The organism is Methylotenera sp. N17 (assembly GCF_000799155.1).
Taxonomy (GTDB): Bacteria; Pseudomonadota; Gammaproteobacteria; order Burkholderiales; family Methylophilaceae; genus Methylophilus.
Window position 1 is genome coordinate 1152872 of sequence record NZ_JUGE01000001.1, and the last position, 18760, is coordinate 1171631.

18 protein-coding genes are annotated in these 18760 nt (G+C 44.7%); 12 read left to right on the forward strand and 6 right to left on the reverse strand.

Translation table 11 applies throughout. From position 1 onward, the window contains the following. Positions 1–148: 148 nt before the first annotated feature. Positions 149–2521, forward strand: coding sequence for a phosphoenolpyruvate synthase (gene ppsA, locus FG11_RS05525; protein ID WP_020182047.1), 2373 nt, complete (start codon positions 149–151; stop codon positions 2519–2521). A 10-nt stretch (positions 2522–2531) separates the two neighbouring features. Continuing rightward, entirely contained in the window at positions 2532–3350 is an 819-nt protein-coding gene (locus FG11_RS05530) for a pyruvate, water dikinase regulatory protein (protein WP_025224357.1), read from the forward strand. Between the two features lie 44 nt (positions 3351–3394). On the opposite strand, the gene FG11_RS05535 is transcribed toward FG11_RS05530, so the two are convergent. Next, the gene (locus tag FG11_RS05535; protein ID WP_052184953.1) at positions 3395–3970 is read right to left on the reverse strand and encodes a glutathione peroxidase; all 576 of its coding nucleotides are present in this window, start codon (positions 3968–3970) and stop codon (positions 3395–3397) included. A 315-nt stretch (positions 3971–4285) separates the two neighbouring features. Between FG11_RS05535 and FG11_RS05540 the strand changes: the two genes are divergently transcribed. The 4 genes from FG11_RS05540 (at position 4286) to FG11_RS05550 (ending at position 6815) form a co-directional block, all read left to right on the forward strand. Beyond that, entirely contained in the window at positions 4286–4531 is a 246-nt protein-coding gene (locus tag FG11_RS05540) for a hypothetical protein (protein WP_152604048.1), read from the forward strand. 367 nt (positions 4532–4898) lie between these two features. Next, a complete protein-coding gene (locus FG11_RS13640; protein ID WP_020182051.1) occupies positions 4899–5072 on the forward strand; it encodes a hypothetical protein in 174 nt (57 codons plus the stop codon). A 144-nt stretch (positions 5073–5216) separates the two neighbouring features. After that, entirely contained in the window at positions 5217–5615 is a 399-nt protein-coding gene (locus FG11_RS05545) for a hypothetical protein (RefSeq protein ID WP_025224360.1), read from the forward strand. A 324-nt stretch (positions 5616–5939) separates the two neighbouring features. Continuing rightward, positions 5940–6815 carry an alpha/beta hydrolase gene (locus FG11_RS05550; RefSeq protein WP_235276345.1) on the forward strand — a complete coding sequence of 292 codons (876 nt, stop codon included), beginning with the start codon at positions 5940–5942 and terminating at the stop codon, positions 6813–6815. Here FG11_RS05550 and FG11_RS05555 read toward each other — a convergent pair. Continuing rightward, complete coding sequence (locus FG11_RS05555) at positions 6810–7619, reverse strand: sulfite exporter TauE/SafE family protein (RefSeq protein ID WP_025224362.1); 810 nt, start codon at positions 7617–7619, stop codon at positions 6810–6812. The genes FG11_RS05550 and FG11_RS05555 overlap by 6 nt on opposite strands. A gap of 229 nt (positions 7620–7848) precedes the next feature. Here FG11_RS05555 and chrA point away from each other — a divergent pair, with 229 nt between their 5' ends. Beyond that, complete coding sequence (chrA, locus tag FG11_RS05560) at positions 7849–9204, forward strand: chromate efflux transporter (protein ID WP_047533709.1); 1356 nt, start codon at positions 7849–7851, stop codon at positions 9202–9204. Positions 9205–9319: 115 nt separating this feature from the next. Here chrA and FG11_RS05565 read toward each other — a convergent pair whose 3' ends face one another. After that, a complete protein-coding gene (locus FG11_RS05565) occupies positions 9320–10063 on the reverse strand; it encodes an SDR family oxidoreductase (protein ID WP_047535822.1) in 744 nt (247 codons plus the stop codon). 145 nt (positions 10064–10208) lie between these two features. Here FG11_RS05565 and FG11_RS05570 point away from each other — a divergent pair, with 145 nt between their 5' ends. After that, complete coding sequence (locus FG11_RS05570; protein ID WP_200884564.1) at positions 10209–11144, forward strand: GlxA family transcriptional regulator; 936 nt, start codon at positions 10209–10211, stop codon at positions 11142–11144. Between the two features lie 117 nt (positions 11145–11261). Here FG11_RS05570 and FG11_RS05575 read toward each other — a convergent pair whose 3' ends face one another. The 3 genes from FG11_RS05575 to FG11_RS05585 form a co-directional block, all read right to left on the reverse strand. After that, on the reverse strand, positions 11262–12797 hold the full coding sequence (locus FG11_RS05575; protein ID WP_235276346.1) for an inorganic phosphate transporter: 1536 nt from the start codon (positions 12795–12797) through the stop codon (positions 11262–11264). 132 nt (positions 12798–12929) lie between these two features. Then, complete coding sequence (gene ppk2 / locus FG11_RS05580) at positions 12930–13844, reverse strand: polyphosphate kinase 2 (RefSeq protein WP_047533714.1); 915 nt, start codon at positions 13842–13844, stop codon at positions 12930–12932. 80 nt (positions 13845–13924) lie between these two features. Continuing rightward, positions 13925–15487 carry an MDR family MFS transporter gene (locus tag FG11_RS05585; RefSeq protein ID WP_047533717.1) on the reverse strand — a complete coding sequence of 521 codons (1563 nt, stop codon included), beginning with the start codon at positions 15485–15487 and terminating at the stop codon, positions 13925–13927. A 196-nt stretch (positions 15488–15683) separates the two neighbouring features. Between FG11_RS05585 and FG11_RS05590 the strand changes: the two genes are divergently transcribed. The 4 genes from FG11_RS05590 to FG11_RS05605 all read left to right on the forward strand — a co-directional run bounded on the left by FG11_RS05590 (position 15684) and on the right by FG11_RS05605 (position 18317). After that, a complete protein-coding gene (locus FG11_RS05590) occupies positions 15684–16277 on the forward strand; it encodes a TetR/AcrR family transcriptional regulator (RefSeq protein ID WP_047533721.1) in 594 nt (197 codons plus the stop codon). Positions 16278–16433: 156 nt separating this feature from the next. Continuing rightward, entirely contained in the window at positions 16434–17120 is a 687-nt protein-coding gene (locus FG11_RS05595; protein WP_047533724.1) for a type 1 glutamine amidotransferase domain-containing protein, read from the forward strand. Further along, complete coding sequence (locus tag FG11_RS05600) at positions 17120–17416, forward strand: DUF1330 domain-containing protein (RefSeq protein ID WP_235276347.1); 297 nt, start codon at positions 17120–17122, stop codon at positions 17414–17416. The genes FG11_RS05595 and FG11_RS05600 overlap by 1 nt, the downstream gene beginning before the upstream one ends. Positions 17417–17447: 31 nt before the next feature. Continuing rightward, positions 17448–18317, forward strand: a complete 870-nt coding sequence (locus FG11_RS05605; protein ID WP_047535828.1) for a DMT family transporter — start codon at positions 17448–17450, stop codon at positions 18315–18317. The last annotated feature ends 443 nt before the right edge of the window (positions 18318–18760 follow it).

An 18760-nucleotide genomic window follows, 5' to 3' on the forward strand; every position in this document is an offset into this window, starting at 1 on the left:
TTAGTCAATTCTGACTAATCAAGCAACGTGACATCAGTGGCCTAATTTGGCATAATGAACGTAATAAACGCTTTAATTATATTCAATATAAACCTGTCTTCACACGCAAATTTAGTGTGGGTTGTTAAAACAATATTAAGGGATTCGTATGTCTAGCCATGTCATTCCATTTGAAAATCTACGTAATAGCGATGTACCTTCGGTTGGGGGTAAAAACGCTTCACTAGGTGAAATGATTTCTCAATTAAGTGCTAAAGGCGTACGCGTTCCAACCGGTTTTGCAACAACCGCTGATGCGTACCGTGAGTTTTTATCACAAGGCGGTTTAGATAAAAAAATCAATGATTTACTAGACAAACTTAATGCAGATGATACGCAAGCATTAGCCAAATGTGGTGCGCAAATCCGCGGTTGGATTATGGAGGCACAATTTCCGCCTGCATTACAAACAGCCATTGCAGAAAGCTATGCTCGTTTGATTGAGAAATCTGCCCCGGGCACTACCTTTGCCGTACGTTCTTCTGCGACCGCAGAAGACTTGCCAGATGCCTCATTTGCAGGCCAGCAAGAAAGTTTTTTAAATATTCACGGCTTGGACAATATTACCCACGCAATTAAAGAAGTATTTGCCTCTTTATACAACGACCGTGCGATTTCATACCGGGTACATAAAGGTTTTGTGCATGCAGATGTAGCGCTTTCAGCGGGTGTGCAGCAAATGGTGCGTAGCGATATCGGCTGTGCAGGTGTCATGTTTACGATTGATACGGAATCAGGCTTTAAAGACGTGGCATTCATTACCTCCTCTTATGGCTTGGGTGAAACTGTGGTACAAGGCGCCGTCAATCCGGACGAGTTCTATGTACACAAACCATTATTGGCACAAGGCAAACCAGCAATCGTACGCCGCACCATGGGTTCCAAACTCATCAAAATGGTGTTTTCAGATGCTACGCAAGCAGGTAAATCAACCCATACCATTGATGTAGATCCAGTAGATTCTGACCGCTACTCACTCACGGATGCAGATATTTTGGAATTGGCTGGCTACGCCATGACCATTGAATCTCATTACGGCTGCCCAATGGACATTGAATGGGGTAAGAACGGTTTAGATAACAAGCTGTATATCTTGCAAGCACGCCCAGAAACAGTGAAGTCACAAGAAGCCAATAACAACGTAACCGAAACTTACAAATTACAAAAACACTCAGCTAAACCATTGGTTGCCGGCCGTGCCGTGACACAAAAAGTGGGCGTGGGCCCAGTACGCATTGTGTTAGACCCTGCACAAATGCATGAAGTACAACCTGGCGATGTGCTAGTTGCCGACATGACAGACCCGAACTGGGAACCCGTGATGAAACGTGCAAGCGCGTTGGTAACGAACCGCGGTGGCCGTACCTGCCACGCTGCGATTATTGCGCGTGAATTAGGTATTCCTGCCATTGTAGGCTCTGTGAATGCGACAGACTTGCTGCGCGAAGGCGAGATTGTGACCGTTTCATGTGCAGAAGGTGAGACTGGTTTTGTCTATCACGGTGCCTTCGATTTCGAAGTCAGCACACAAACAAACAGTGCTTTGTCTAAACCACCATGCAAAATCATGATGAACGTAGGTAACCCAGACATGGCGTTTAGCTTTGCGCAAATCCCGAATGACGGTGTAGGCTTAGCGCGCTTGGAATTTGTGATTAACAATATGGTAGGTATTCACCCGAAAGCTATTCTGAATATCGACGCCATGCCGAAAGCCATTCAAGACACGATTAAGAGCCGTGCGCGTGGCTATGCTTCACCTAAACAGTTCTATATTGATAAAGTAGCAGAAGGTGTCGCCACCATTGGTGCAGCGTTTTACCCAAAACCAGTCATCGTGCGTACATCTGATTTCAAATCGAACGAATACAAAAAACTGGTCGGCGGCGAGATTTACGAGCCAGATGAAGAGAACCCAATGATTGGTTTCCGTGGTGCGGCACGTTACATGGCAGAGGACTTTAAAGAGTGCTTTGCTATGGAATGCCAAGCCATGAAACGTGTGCGCGATGAAATGGGTCTCACCAATGTTGAGTTAATGATTCCATTTGTACGTACCTTAGATGAAGCGAAAGCTGTCACAGAAATCATGGCAGCCAATGGTTTAAAACGTGGTGAAAATGGCTTGCGCCTCATCATGATGTGTGAAATTCCATCGAATGCATTATTGGCTGAGCAGTTCTTAGAATACTTTGATGGATTCTCTATCGGCTCTAACGACTTAACGCAATTAACACTAGGCATGGACAGAGACTCTGGGATTTTGGCCGATGGCTTTGATGAGCGTAACGACGCGGTCAAAGTGCTACTAAAAATGGCCATCAGCACCTGTAACCGTCTTGGTAAGTATGTGGGCATTTGCGGACAAGGCCCTTCTGACCACCCTGACTTTGCAGAATGGCTAGTTGCGGAAGGTATTCAATCCGTTTCCTTGAATCCAGATACTGTTGTTGCCACTTGGCAGCGTCTAACCAAAAAATAGTTAGGTGGGCATTGTGAATCGTACCGTTTTCTTTATCTCAGATGGCACTGGCATTACTGCTGGCGCCCTCGGTAAATTGCTTGAGCACTTTCCCAGAACACACTTCACACAAGTGCGCATGCCATTTACCGACACATTAGATAAAGTGAAGTTGGCGAAACACGCAATCCAGGAAGTGACAGAAGAGGATAAAATCCGCCCAGTTGTGATTATGTCGGTAGGCAATGTTGAGCTGCGCCAAGCGTTGAAAGACATTGATGCCTACTTTATTGATTTATTCAATGTCTTTATTGATCCATTGGGTGAAGAGCTGCAACAAAAACCACTGACCGGCGCAGGCATTGCGCACAGTGTCATGGGTAGCAATTATCACGAGCGCATGGAAGCAGTGAATTTCACGCTGAACCATGATGATGGCATGACCAACTCTGGCTTAGAAGAAGCACAGGTGATTTTGATTGGTGTATCACGCTGCGGTAAAACACCTACCAGCGTGTATTTAGCCATGCAGTTTGGCATTAAAGCCGCTAACTACCCTCTTATTCCAGAAGACTTTGAGCGTGGCTCACTGCCTGCGGTATTGCATAAGCATATCGATAAAATATTTGGATTAACCATTAAACCTGAGCGCTTGCACTCTGTGCGCAACGAGCGTCGCGCAGGTAGCTTTTATGCTTCTTTAGATAACTGTAAAAAAGAAGTCGCAACGGCCGAAAACTTAATGCGGAATGCAGGCATTACTTGGGCTGATTCTACCAGTCGCTCTGTAGAAGAACTTTCTGCCATCATTATGCAGAAGATTAGACAGCCAGCTAAAACAGCGGCATAATCCATCGCAAAATAATAAAGCCACCCTCAAATCGGGTGGCTTTATTATTTTACAGGCTTCAAATAGGGTTTAATTTTACCTAAAATCTCTTTTGAATCCGGCAGCACACTACTCTCGTAGGCATATACCTCTTTACCACCAGGTAAAATGACATATTTATAAAAATTCCATTGTGGCGCTTGACCAGTTTTGGCAATCAATTGTTGGTACAACGGATTAGCATTCGGGCCGGTCACATTGCTTTTTGCCATCATCGGGAATTTCACTGCATAAGTTAACTTACAAAAATCACCAATTTGCTTGTTATCGCTCAACTCCTGCTTAAAGTCGTTGGACGGAAATCCAATCACCATCAAGCCTTGGGCTTTATATTGGCTATACATACCCTCCAACGCCTCAAACTGTGGTGTGAACCCGCATTTGCTGGCCGTATTCACCACTAAAATTGGCTGCGCTTGATAATCACACAAATTAATCTTCTCACCTTGTAATGTCGTCAGTTGCTGATTATAAATACCGTCACAAGACTGCGCGGAGTTCACATAAGTAGTGCCCAACAACAATAAGACACTACTTATGATCAAAATACTGCGCTGATATCCAGTTGCAAACTCACCCATATCCATACTCCTTTTTTGGTTCAACAGATTGACTGCTAACACACACAATCGTTCACCTCACATTAACGCACTATTTCTATGCGCATTTGTACTAATACTGTGCATTTTTCATATATATAGCTATGCAATACATGAGGTTAAGGCACATACCACCTACTTACGCATGGCATATTAATTGCTTATATTTTCCCTGAAGTTTTACGCAAAATCGAAGTATCTCGAAAGCAACAAGCCTCTTGTACAGATTCAGATACCACATTCGCAAATACCCCTACCGGTTAATAACCTCAAATAACATGGAGACTTAGATTGAACTTGAGTATTATTTTTACTGCCCTTGCCATTTTTTCAGGGCAAGCATTGGCTACATGCAACACAGTCATGGGTGGCTGCACCACAGAACAAGCCGTGAATGTGGCCCCACATATGCATTCCGACAGCAATAAAGCTGCAACAGCCACACCTAGCGCGCCTAGCACTAACAACGCAGTAGTCAATAAAAATATCAAAAATGCTAACGCGGCTACCCCAGCAACAAAACCAGCCACTAAGAAAATGTAACGGCATTTCTTCTAACCTCGCACTTTTCGATGAGGTTTGATTGCAAGACAAAAACAGGCAGCTTACTTTACTGCCTGTTTTTTTATGCCCGTTCTGCAAGAACTGGTGCGAAAAATGTTAGTTTCTATACGCATATGTCTAAAATTTGTCAGTCATATTAACCAAACATTGATGCCTTAGCACGAATACAGGTTGGTTCAAATCAATGATAAGCGGCTTTTTTACCTCTCAGTTTTATCTATTTCGCTATTTATGCATCGTTTCTCAACAATTTAAGCCCATAACAAGCTTGGCACGCAATATGCTTTTGTATAACTAAGTGATGAAAATTGCTTAATTACTAACAGCAAGTTGAAGGGAAAACAACATGCCAACCGAAAATGTAAAAAAAGTAGACAAAATTAAAGTGATTGATCAAATGCTAGAAGATTTTGCAGGCGATGAATTTGATGATTATCAAGAAAGCTATCGTGGCATGAGCAGTGGTAACAAACACTATTCTGCAGATGAAGACACCGTCTCTCTCGATGATATTTATTAATCACCACGGATTGCTAAGCTTTACTTGTCACACCCGATAACCTGCGTTTGACGCACTTCATTTTCGTCTCAAGCTGCCGTTAACAGTCATACAAGAGAAGCATTTGCAAGACGCATCTCTATTGTGAGCAGAATTGAGGCCAACATGAGACTATTGAGCGCACTATTACACCACGCATGGCTTGCCATTACACTTAAACACCATGGCGTAGGCATGCCTACCCAGCCCATGGGTGCAATTGCACTTGTGAGCCTCTACATTGCTTTGCTGCTGACGAATATCAACATGCAACACACGTTAACTATTGAAAGCGTGGTTGGTATATTGTTTGTTGCGCAATTTTATATCTTTAGCTTAAGAAACCGCATTGTGGGCCTAATCATCTTGATTGGGATTATTGCGAACGCGCTCATGCTCTGCGCACAATGGTTAACAGACATTCCTCAGCAACAACTGTTTTTGATCACGCTATTAGAATACGTGATGATTTTTTCTGCCATGCTCAATGTCATCAAAGACCTGATGAGCACCAACCACTACTAATTTCTTGGCTTTGCTTGTGGATGACGTGTGAGAAACACTCGCCCGCAAAATGCCAACAGAACAAGCATCACAAGGTAAACTTCTTGGGTAAAAAAAACCCCACACTTTCGTATGGGGCCACCCCTTGAGGAGGGAAACTAGTATGAAGACACGTTCACACATATTAGTCTTGACACAAAATATAATATCACACTAATGAATAGTGCGCTAATATAACAGATGGCATCATGAGTGAAATCAGAACATGAACTGCCGCCTAAATAGGCAATCAATACTTACGCAAGCGCACAAATAACATTTCTACTTATTTACACCACCATACGCGTGATTAATATTCCAAACCTAATCTCATCCTGCATTGCATTATTGATGTTGGCAAGCACAGCTTGCTCGCCCATTAAGGTGCTGAACAGCCTCATACCATCACAGGGTTACACCATCAAAGCTGACATTGCATATGGCGCACTTCCGCGGCAAAAAATGGATATTTATCTTCCCAAAATGCCGATCACCGCAAACAACCCTATGCCAGTGATTGTATTTTTTTATGGGGGCAGTTGGGATTCTGGTGAAAAAGAAGACTACTTATTCGCGGCTGAAGCATTTACTTCCAAAGGCTATATGGTGGTCATCCCTAACTACCGCGTATACCCGGATGTCAAATTTCCAGAACTCATGCAAGACCCGGTCAGCGCGGCCAAATGGGTAAAAACGCATATCGCCGAATATGGTGGTGATGCCAATCAGATCATGATGGTAGGACACTCGGCAGGCGCACACTTACTTGTGATGCTGGCACTTAATCCCGATTACTTAGCACAAGTTTCACTCAGCCCGAATGCCTTTAGTGCTTATGTAGGGCTGGCAGGTCCGTATGATTTTCTACCGTTAAAATCTACCAGATTAAAAGAGATTTTTGGTCCGGATAAGACACAATGGACTTCCCAACCAATTCACCATGTGCGAGGCGACAACCCACCACTATTGCTAGCAGTAGGCTTAAAAGATGGGACAGTGTGGCCGCGCAACACCTTTAATTTGGCACAAGCCATCCGTGCACAGCATGGACAAGTAGAAGTCGTTGAGTTTCCGCATTACGGACATGTTGATATGGTGGCTAAGCTTGCTAAACCATTACGAGGCAACAGTGAGCTACTGAACGCAATTGTGCAGTTTTTAGAAGCTAACCGTAATCTATAGGTGGTTGACCAACAGCTTTATACTAATCAACACTAGCAGGCACGCAAATGTGCGTCTGATAGTAGCCACTGGCAGTTTGTGCGCAAGACTTGCGCCGTAACCTACCGTAAATACACTCACAACAGAAATGCACAAGACCGCAGGCAAATAAACATAACCTACTGTAATAGGTATGCTGCTGTGCCAAGTAGCTATTGGCCCATTGAGAATATACCCTGCCGTACCGGCTATAGAGAGCGGAAAGCCTAATGCAGCCGACGTGCCTATCGCTTTTTTAATATCGACATTACGGTAAGCAAGATAAGGCACAGTCAAAGAGCCGCCGCCAATCGACACCACTGAAGAAATCGCGCCAATAGCAAACGCAACACTAGCCAACTCCAATGGATGAATTCTCACATGCTCGACTGAGGACTGCGGTGCAGCCTTAAGCATTTGCCACGCGACAAACACCAAAAACACAGAGAAAATCAACGACAGCACAGCACTATTGAGTTTGGCCACAACAAATGTGGTACAAAATGCGCCGAGCACCACGCCTATGGCCATAGACTTTACATAAGGCCATAACACGCCTTGTTTGCGTTGATGTGATCGCAAACTGAAAAATGAAGTAATGACAATACAGGCCATGGAAGTGCCGAGCGCATAGTGAAAAATGAGGTCAGGCGGAAAATGTAATACGCCTAGTACTGCAGTAAAAAATGGTACTAAAACCAGCCCCCCGCCTATGCCTAGCAATCCGGATAGTACGCCTACAATGGCACCAGTCAGTAAAAAAATCAGTACGAGTTCAATGGTCATAGCGGCAGTAAATATGGTTATTTATTCAGTATAAAAATGGAAGATATGCTGCCTGTACATCTCAAGCTGGCAATTGGGCGAACTTGGAATGTATCACTCTATCGATATTAAATTAAATAATATTCGATTATATTTTTATACCAAACGCAGATGAAGCCTATGATGGATGGACCACTTACGCCCAAGGCCTGCACGCATCATGTGAGATAATACTTACGGAGGATTGCCCATGGACGTAAACCACAATACACATATAAACACCCAAGCCCCTAGATCTATCTCCATCACACAAGCCATGCTTTATTGGCTCAAGTTAGGATTTATTAGCTTTGGTGGTCCGGCAGGTCAAATTGCCATCATGCATCATGACTTGGTAGAGAACAAACGTTGGATTTCCGAAAAACGCTTTCTGCATGCGCTTAATTATTGCATGGTGCTGCCCGGCCCTGAAGCACAACAGCTCGCTACTTATATTGGCTGGTTAATGCACCGTACATGGGGTGGCATCATTGCTGGCACACTGTTTTTTCTCCCCTCTTTTTTTATTCTGGTGATACTGGCTTGGGTTTATATGGCCTATGGTGCAGTACCTGCAGTAGCTGGCGCCTTGTACGGCATTAAACCGGCAGTGGTAGCCATTGTATTATTTGCCGCATACAGAATCGGCGTGCGCACGCTTAAAAATACAACTACGTGGACGATTGCTACATTGGCTTTTTTAGCCATTTTTGCATTAAAGCTCCCCTTCCCGCTCATTGTGCTGGCAGCTGGCTTGATTGGTTACTTGGGTGGACACTTATATCCCACGCACTTTAAAATTGGCGGCGGACATGGTGCCACTCAACACACATACGGCCCGGCGCTGATTGATGATGACACACCTACACCGTCACACGCTTTTTTTACTTGGCGTAAAGTATGGAAAATCACGCTGATTGGGCTTGGCATTTGGTTGAGTGCAATGCTGCTATTGATTAGCAACTATGGCTGGCAAGGTGCCTTTACACAAATGGGCTGGTTCTTTACCAAAGCAGCACTACTTACCTTCGGTGGCGCGTACGCGGTACTCCCATATGTGTATCAGGGCGCTGTAGAACACTACCAATGGCTGAGCCCAACGCAAATGATAGATGCATTGGCATTAGGAGAAACCACTCCCGGCCCGCTGATTATGGTCGTCACATTTGTCGGCTTTGTCGGTGGCTGGGTAAGCCAAGTATTTGGTGCAGATGCCCTGCTTTCCTCTGCATTGATAGCGGCTACCGTGGTCACCTTTTTCACGTTCCTACCAAGCTTCATTTTTATTTTGCTAGGCGGGCCATTCATTGAAACGACGCACGGCAACCTTAAATTTACCGCCCCATTGAGCGCCATTACCGCCGCTGTAGTTGGCGTAATCTTGAACCTGGCACTATTTTTTGCTTACCATGTATTTTGGTCGCCAGATAATTCCGCAACACTGGATTGGTTCTCAGTCGCATTGACGGCAATGGCTGCGTTTGCCATCTTTAGATATAAAGCCAATGTGATTGCAGTGATTTTAGCGTGTGGATTTTTGGGGATGTTATGGCGTCTTTTTTATTAATCTATTAAGATTAATAAAAATAAATAAATATTTGATTTTATTTGAAATAGTTATTTATACATTACTAGCAAAGCGCATTTAATAACCACACCCCTCAAAACTTATTCAATATCATTCATTGTGTAGCTAGCCAGCTCTGTAATGTCAGCATCCCAAGCTGGGCATTGCCTTGTGGTGTAAGCGATTGATCATCTATCACCAAACCAAAGTATGCTGATTGATCATCCTGCACTACCTTGCGGGTATCCTGCTTGGCGCTTAGTGCTGTAGACACAGCGTCATACAAAGAAATTTTCTGAGGACCCGCAATATCAATGATGCCATTGACAGGTTTTTCCAAGGAGATGGTGGCTAGTATCGAGGCCACATCTTCTGCTGCGATTGGTTGGAACAGTGCCGAAGTTAATCGCACGGTCTCTCCTTCTGTAGCGGCATGTGCAATGCTGGTTAAGAACTCAAAAAACTGAGTAGCACGAACGATTGTGTAAGGAGTTCCCGACGCTTTAATCAGATTCTCTTGTACGAGTTTTGCCCGGAAATAGCCACTATCTTGTAGGTTTTCTGTGCCTACTACAGAAAGCGCAATATGATGCTTAACGCCTGCGGTTTTTTCAGCTGCTGCAATGTTTTTTCCAGCAGTTTCAAAAAAATGCATGACAGCTGTATCTTCGAAAGAAGGTGAATTGGCAACGTCGACTACAATATCAGCCCCTTGTAGCACCTCTGCCAGGCCTTCGCCAGTAATGGTATTCACGCCCGAGTTTGGAGAAGCTGGCGTCACTTCATGGCCTAACTTCCGTAAATTGCCAACGAGTTTTGTTCCAATTAAACCTGTACCACCTATCACTACGATTTTCATATTTTCTTCCTCAGTTAGCCAAATGCAAGATGTTGACGTGACATTGTAATGGTGAAAGAATATGGCGGAAATGACATACATCCCTAATTATCCGCCATCGTCCCAAAAACATGAAAAACTAGTAGTCTTCCTAGCATTTCCACACATGGGTTTACTTGATCTAACAGGAGCGCAAACTGTGTTTTGGGCGGCTTCAAGGTATATGCAAGAAAGAGGCTTGCCACCATATGACCGACACACCATCAGCCTGAATGGCGGCCTTGTGAGCAGCGCAGAAGGTGTCGCATTGGATACAAGGACGCTAGCAGATTTTTCCGATGCTGACATCCATACCATCATTGTGCCTGGCTCCCCACACATCATCGAAGTGCTGGAGGAGTCGGCCACGCTAGCACTATGGTTACGCAAAAGGCATGTCAGTGTTCGTCGTATTGCTTCAGTGTGTAGCGGAGCATTCCTACTAGCGCAAGCAGGCTTGCTAGAAGGCAAGCGTGTAGCTACGCATTGGGCAATGCTGGATTTACTGCATGCACGGCACCCTTCTATCAAGGTTGATGGAGATGCCATATTCGTTCAAGAAGGCTCCATCTGGACATCAGCAGGCGTGACAGCGGGGATCGATCTGGCACTTGCACTAGTCGAAGAGGATTGTGGGCGCGATATTGCAATGAAAGTGGCACGCGAATTAGTCGTGTACATGAAGCGCTCAGGTGGGCAATCCCAGTTCAGTGCACTGCTGCAATCGCAATCTGGTGATGCTTCGTTTGATGTACTTCACCAGTGGGTTTCGAATAGTCTTCAAATGAAAGATCTGACCATCGATACCCTTGCCGCTCAGGTATGTATGAGTCCTAGAAACTTTGCGCGTGTCTATAAGCAGAAAACTGGGAGAACGCCAGCCAAAGCGGTAGAAATATTTAGGCTTGAGGCTGCACGACGACTGTTAGAAGATTCCCTTCATAGCGTTCAGGAAATCGCCAATCGATGCGGCTTTGGTGATGAGGAGCGCATGCGCATTACCTTTCATCGAAATCTGAATGTATCGCCTTCAGAATATCGAAAAAGGTTTTCAGCTAAATAGCGACTATCGGCGTGGAGATTTAGGTGGCTTCAACAGCAGCTGGGTAAGTCACCACCATATGAAATAAAAATGCCCATGTTGCAATGCAAACATGGGCTGCTTAAAGCACCTGGCAAATTAAAACAAGTAGGTAAATAACCAATACAGTGAGCCAGATAGCAACATGGCCATCGGCAGTGTCAACACCCAAGCCGTCAATAAGCTCTTGATTGTTGACCACTGCAGGCCAGATTTATTGGCTGCCATGGTACCGGCCACGCCAGAAGACAATACATGGGTGGTGGACACTGGTAGGCCATACATGTCTGCAGCACCAATCATGCTCATGGCGACGAGCTCAGCCGATGCACCTTGTGCATAGGTCAAATGTGTCTTACCAATTTTTTCACCCACAGTGACGACGATACGCTTCCAGCCAACCATGGTGCCCAAACCAAGCGCGATGGCCACTGCAACTTTGACCCATAGCGGGATAAATTTTGTAGAAGCATCTATCTCTTTTTTGAATGCAGTGACATTCTTCTTGGTATCTTCATCAAAACTAACCGCTTTATCTTTATCAATCAGGCGGATAGCCTCTGAAGTTAAGTACATATCGTTACGCACGTTGCCTACGCTTTCACTTGGTACGCGGTCAAATGTACCGTACTCTTTTACTTGGCTACCGATTTGTCCGGTAAGTGCGGCCAGCGCAGGTAACACATTGGCGTTGTATTCTTTAGTGCGGATATAGTCAGAGATGGCTTGTCGTGGCTCTGCCGGTGCAGCTGCAGGCGCAATTTTCACCAATGATTGTTGTGTCACTTGCGCCACAGCAACGAACTGCGTCATCTGGTCTACAGGCATTGCTCTATTCAAGGCATATGCCATGGGCACAGTACCCACCAATATCAGCATGATTAACCCCATGCCTTTTTGGCCATCATTGGAACCATGCGCAAATGACACGCCAGTACAGGTGAGTATGAGTAATCCACGAATCCATACAGGTGGAGGTTTGTTACCTTTGGGCTCTGCATACAACTCTTTATTTTTAACAAATGCTTTTAATGCCAGCAATAGCAGCGCTGCAAACACAAATCCAATCATTGGAGATAGCAACAAAGAATAGCCGACTTTAGTGGCTTGCGCCCAATCCACACCACTGGTACCTGTGCGCCCATGCATCAAGGCGTTAGCCACCCCTACACCAATAATAGAGCCAATCAATGTATGGGATGATGATGCCGGCAAACCTAGCAACCATGTGCCTAAATTCCATAGGATTGCCGCAATTAGCAACGCAAACACCATGGCAAAGCCGGCACCAGAACCCACTTGCAGAATGAGCTCAACGGGTAATAAGGAAATAATGCCGAATGCAACTACCCCACTGGAAAAGAGTACGCCCAGAAAATTGAAAAACCCTGACCACACCACGGCAAAATTGGGCGGGAGAGAATGCGTGTAAATCACGGTGGCTACTGCGTTTGCAGTATCGTGAAAGCCATTGACGAACTCAAACCCCAGTGCGATTAACAGCGCAACTCCTAACAATATATAAGGCAGTATGGTGGTGGTTTTAACGCCTGTATTCGTCACATCATTCATCAGGCTGATTGCTGTAAATGCCAGCCCGCCAATTAACAAAGCAACGAATATAATCGCTGTCATTAACCCTGGTTTATGATCAAAATTTGGTTTGATGGGTGGGCTGTAGCTAAGCGTGTTCATATTGGATCCCGACATAATTGATTGTGACTATTCTTCGCTAATTTGATGTCAGTTTGATGACATAGGCTGGTATTAATATACTTCAGGGACAAAGAGCTCTTTAGGTACGGGCATCCGCACATAATCTTCGTGATGTTCGCGCTGTGGTAGCTCAATGACGGGCCGCTTGATTTCCTCATACGGCATCTGATTGAGCAAATGGTGGATACAGTTTAATCTAGCTTTCTTCTTGTCCACTGCTTCCACAATGCGCCAAGGTGCTTCTTCGATATGCGTGCGTTCCAGCATGGTTTCCTTGGCTTTGGTGTATTGCTCCCAACGACGGCGCGATTCTAAATCCATAGGGCTCAACTTCCATTGCTTCAATGGGTCGTGCGCGCGCCCTAAAAAGCGTAAGTGCTGTTCTTCATCTGAGATTGAAAACCAATACTTAATCAGCTGGATTCCAGAGCGAACCAGCATGCGTTCAAAATCGGGGACAGATCGGAAAAACTCTTCGTACTGCGTATCGTCGCAAAAGCCCATCACGCGCTCGACACCGGCGCGGTTGTACCAACTGCGATCAAACAATACGATTTCGCCTGCGGCCGGGAGGTGCGAAACGTAACGCTGGAAATACCATTGGGTACGCTCACGTTCGTTGGGTGCTGGAAGTGCGGCGACTCGACAGATACGTGGATTTAATCGTTGGGTGATGCGTTTGATGACGCCACCTTTACCTGCAGCATCGCGACCTTCAAACAGAATGACTACTTTATGACCAGTTGCGGCCACCCAATCCTGCAGCTTAACTAATTCGCCTTGGAGCCTGAATAACTCACGGAAATACTTTTGACGGTACCTTTTTTGCTCTGCTGTTTGGTCTAAAGCACCACTCTCCAGAATTTCGAGATCGCGATCACCGAGCTCTAACTCCAGCTCTTCATCGTAGCTATCAATCAAATCATTGTGAATACGGCGGACTATTTCATCGTTACTTAGGCTCATTATTATGCTCACCAACGTAGAGTGTTAAGCATAAACGGTGAAAATGACAAATTTGTGACGTATTGAAGCTACCAGCAGTTTTAGCGACTATGAATATTCACTTTGGGAATGCGATACGCTAGCCAAAACGCTACCAACACAAGGCCAGTAATAAACCATTGGCTGTCATGCACGGCAGTGACCAGCGCCTCCCTAGCACTGGTCAGCAAATGCAATCCTTCGCTCTGGCTTAAATGAAATAATTGTAAAAACTGTGTTGATTTTTCATGACTAAATAATATCTGTGGGTTGTCTAGGCTAGGCGCTAGTTCCGGGGCGCTTTTCAAGGTTAATAAAGTGTGTATTTTCGAGATATATTGACTTGAAATAATTGAGCCAATCACCGCTGCACCCATCATACTTCCAACCATCCGCATTGACTGTAGCATGGCAGTAGCAATGCCAAGCTGTGTTCTAGCTGCACTTGCTTGCACGATAAGCGTTAAGTTTGGGAGCAATAATCCGATGCCTAACCCGCCCAATGCCATTGCGCTAAAAATCATGATATGCGCTGTTAGAATAGTGACTTGTGTCATGGCTAATGCTGATATTAAAAATGCGGCCAACCCAACATATATCACTACGTTGGGGGAGTCTATGCGTGACATGATTCTTCCATTCACGATACTGCCCACCGTAATAAAAACGGCCAAAGGCGTAACCAAAATACCGGCTTGATTAGGGGAAAGCCCGAAGCCACCTTGAAACATGAGCGGCGCGTAGTACATGATGGCAAATAAACAAAACCCCATCATGGATGACAGTGCAAAGACCGGACCCAGAATATTATTCTTGAACATGCCTAATGGCAGAATCGGGTTCTCACAACGGCGTTCCCACCAAAATAAAGTGAAGCCAGCAATAATGCCAAGTACGCCTAATGGGATTAGCAGCACAGAATATTTATCTTGTAACAACCATTCAACCATCAGTTGTAAGCTACCAAGTGTTAGCGCAATTAAAAAAGCCCCTAGCCAATCCATGCGTGATGGCGGCTGATTTGAATAACGGATTTTTGGTAAAAAGTACCAAATAAATGCAAGGCTTAATATACCGACAGGTAGATTCACAAAGAATACCCAGCGCCAACCCCAATACTCCGTGAGATAGCCGCCAATCGATGGGCCAACAGCGTTGGCTAACCCAAATGCGGTGCTGAATAGCACTTGCCAACGTAAACGTTCATGGGTGTCTGGAAATATGTCTGGAATGCTTGCAAAAGAGGTAGCGACTAACATACCACCGCCAATCCCTTGCAGGGCCCGAGCAAATACTAGTTGAAGCATGCTTTGCGCCATGCCACAAAGCATGGATGCCAGTGTAAATAACACGATGGCAATGACAACAAATGGCTTACGGCCATATTCATCGCCTAACTTACCAAAGATGGGCACCGCAATGACTGAGGTAAGTAGATACGAAGTACCAACCCATGCATAGAGCTCAAACCCATTGAGCTCTGCGATGACAGTGGGCAATGCGGTGCCTATGACCGTTTGATCTAGCGCCACCATCACGAGTACGAAACAAAGCCCCATCATGGCTAAAAGTTTTTGTCTAAAGTCTCTAGGTCTTGCTGGCGCGTCGTTGGCTTTCAATGACATCTTTTAAAATTTAATCCTGGCGAAGCTGCTGAGTTGATGCACTGAAATACATGCACTAAAAATATGAGTGTAATGGAATTAATAATTGAATTTCTACCCTGTAGATATCTTTGTTGATATCTTTTGTATTTTTAATGGTTAAATTATTGAATATAAATTACTAGACAACTGGTCTACTAGTTGATATTATTGCGGCATGAATACAGTAAACGACAATATGGATGTGCGTGGCCATATACTGGAAACCGCTCAGAACATTATCAGCAGAAAAGGTTATTCTGCTGTTGGTTTGAATGAGATTCTGGCAGCAGCTGACGTTCCTAAAGGCTCCTTCTATTATTACTTTAAATCTAAGGATGCCTTTGGTGAAGCCATGCTCCAAAGCTATTTTGAAGAGTATCACGCTAATATGGATGCAATACTCAACGCTGAAAATCAGACCAATAGCCAGCGCATTTTAAATTACTGGAACCATTGGCAGGAATCGCAAGCCAGCTTTGATTGCCAAGGTAAGTGTTTGGCCGTTAAGTTGGCTGCTGAAGTTGCGGACTTATCTGAAGCCATGCGCTTAGCACTTAAATCTGGGACCGCAGGCATTATTGATCGATTAGCAGAGGCTATTGAGCGTGGGAATGCAGATGGCTCATTAAAGACTAAGGTTGAGCCCAGCAGCTTAGCGCAGACACTTTATCAAATGTGGCTGGGCGCGAGTTTAATGGCTAAAATTACACGAGATATGGCACCTATTCACAACGCAATGACCTCCACAAGAAGTCTGTTGCTGGTGTAATTGGCATTACTTTTTAATATTCATAATTTTTTATTTAACTCAGTTTTTTATACTTTATTCAAACCAGCTATTTTTTTAATTGCATTATATACGACCGGTCTAATTGTTGGGAACCGAGCGTATTTTATTATCCCAACATTTAAAAGGTAAACGCATATGAAAATTCTAATCGTACTCACTTCTCATGATCAACTAGGCAGCACCGGAAGAAAAACTGGATTCTGGCTAGAAGAGCTTGCTGCCCCCTACTACGTTTTTAAAGATGCAGGTGCAGAATTAGTGCTTACCTCCCCTCATGGTGGGCAACCCCCGCTAGACCCAAAGAGCAATGAGCCTGATTTTCAAACCGAAGCGACCCATCGCTTTGAAGCCGATGCAGCAGCAAATACTGCCTTAGCCAACACCATACGTTTAGATACGATCAATCAAGCGGATTACGATGCAGTATTTTATCCAGGTGGCCATGGCCCATTATGGGATTTGGCTGAAGATAAGAGTTCCATACAGTTAATATCAAGTGTATTGGCAAGCCATAAACCTGTAGCATTGGTGTGCCATGCGCCTGGCGTGTTAAGACATATTAAGAATGCTGACGGTACGCCACTTGTAAAAGGTAAGAAAGTCACGGGTTTCAAAAACTCGGAAGAAGCTGCGGTTGGGTTATTAGAGATTGTGCCATTTTTGGTAGAAGACGAATTGATCAGCAAGGGTGGGCAATATTCCAGCGCTTCAGATTGGGCATCGTATGTGGTGCAAGACGGAAATCTTATTACGGGCCAGAACCCTGCTTCTTCTGCCGAGGCAGCGAAACAACTTCTACAGTTTCTAAGTAAAAGGACTTGATGATGAGTGCTTATGTGGTGATGATACGGGAGCGCACACTGGACCAAGACGAAATGGTGCTGTATGCCCAACTAGCGAAATCAGCGCGGGAGGGGCATCAGGTCACTCCTTTGGCTAGATATGGCGCGATGGAGGTTTTAGAAGGTTCTCCGGCCGAAGGTTGTTTGATTCATGAGTTTCCAACAATCAAAGATGCGCAAAATTGGTACCACAGTGCCAAGTACCAGGAAGCACTTAAACATCGACTTAAAGGCGCTGAATATCGTGTTTTAATCGTTGAAGGTTTAGAGGCTTAAGCAAATTAAATATAACAATGGACAATCAATGATGGGCAATATCAATACTTACCTGATGGCTACTATGGCTGCAATATTTTGGGGTGCTAACTTTAATTTAGCAAAACCAGTGGTGGCGGAGATGGGCCCCTATATTGCTGGGGCTAGCCGCTATATTCTTGCTGCAGCCATTATGGTGCTGATTGCGCTGATCAGAAAAGAGAACATTCCACTACGACATTTGAAGGCTTATCTGACTTTAGGCGTGGTGGGTGTTTTTGGATTTAATTTGTTTTTCTTTTTAGGGATGGAAACCACCTCTGCTATCAATGGCGCACTCATCATGGCATTAAATCCGCTATTAACAGCTATTTTGGCGTATCTCATACTGCAGGATAAACCCTCTAAACAACAGATGATTGCATTCCCCATTGGCGTGGCTGGCGTAGCGATTGTTGTATTGGGTGCCGGCGCACACTTAACACTCTCTATTGGCGACCTTTACATCTGCATAGCCAATGTAAGTTGGGCGCTGTATAACGTGCTCGTTCGTCAAGTAATGCCTAAGAATGTCAGTGGCATAGCCAATACGGCAGGCATCATGACTGTAGGTGCAATCGCATTGAGCATCGCCGCAATATTGCAAGGTGATCGCTTTGTAGTGCCGACACTAGCTACGGGCGCCTCACTCGCTATGATGGCAGTGGGCGGCGGTGTCTTGGCTTATCTTTTCTGGAATGCAAGCATCGCCAAATTAGGGCCATCAAAAGCGGCGATTTTTATGAACCTAGTGCCTGTTACCTCCATGGTCATCGCTACGATTGAACGTATACCACCCAATAATGCACAGGTGCTAGGCGCAATCTTAGTCATCAGCGCGGTAACGTTTAGCTCGTTTTCACAATCAAAATCGACATCATGATTTGAAAATTCAAACGCTGACAACAGCGGCAATCAATTAGAATGTATGTCGCTGTTTTTTCGTAATTTATTGACGTAATCTACGCCAACTTAATATCACACCAGTGAGGCTGAATATAAATCCAGTGACAGTAAACAAAATCACTAGAATCGTTTTTAATTGCGGCGTTTGATTTAGTGCTGGGAAGTGTTGTTGCCTCAGATACAACTTACTGAATCTGCTGCTTCAATATCAACAGCTGGAAATCATGAGAAAAACCTCTGAATGCGCTTTGCTAGCGCCAAGTCTTTAAAAGCGATAGATACAAAAAAACCCGCATTTAATTTTATTAAAGCGGGTTAGAGCAATTGCAGATGATGTTTGAATTATGGATTATTGAATGGTACCAAACTGCTTGAGCAATGCGCGTAATACGTTGCGACTAATGCCAAGTACTCTAGCAG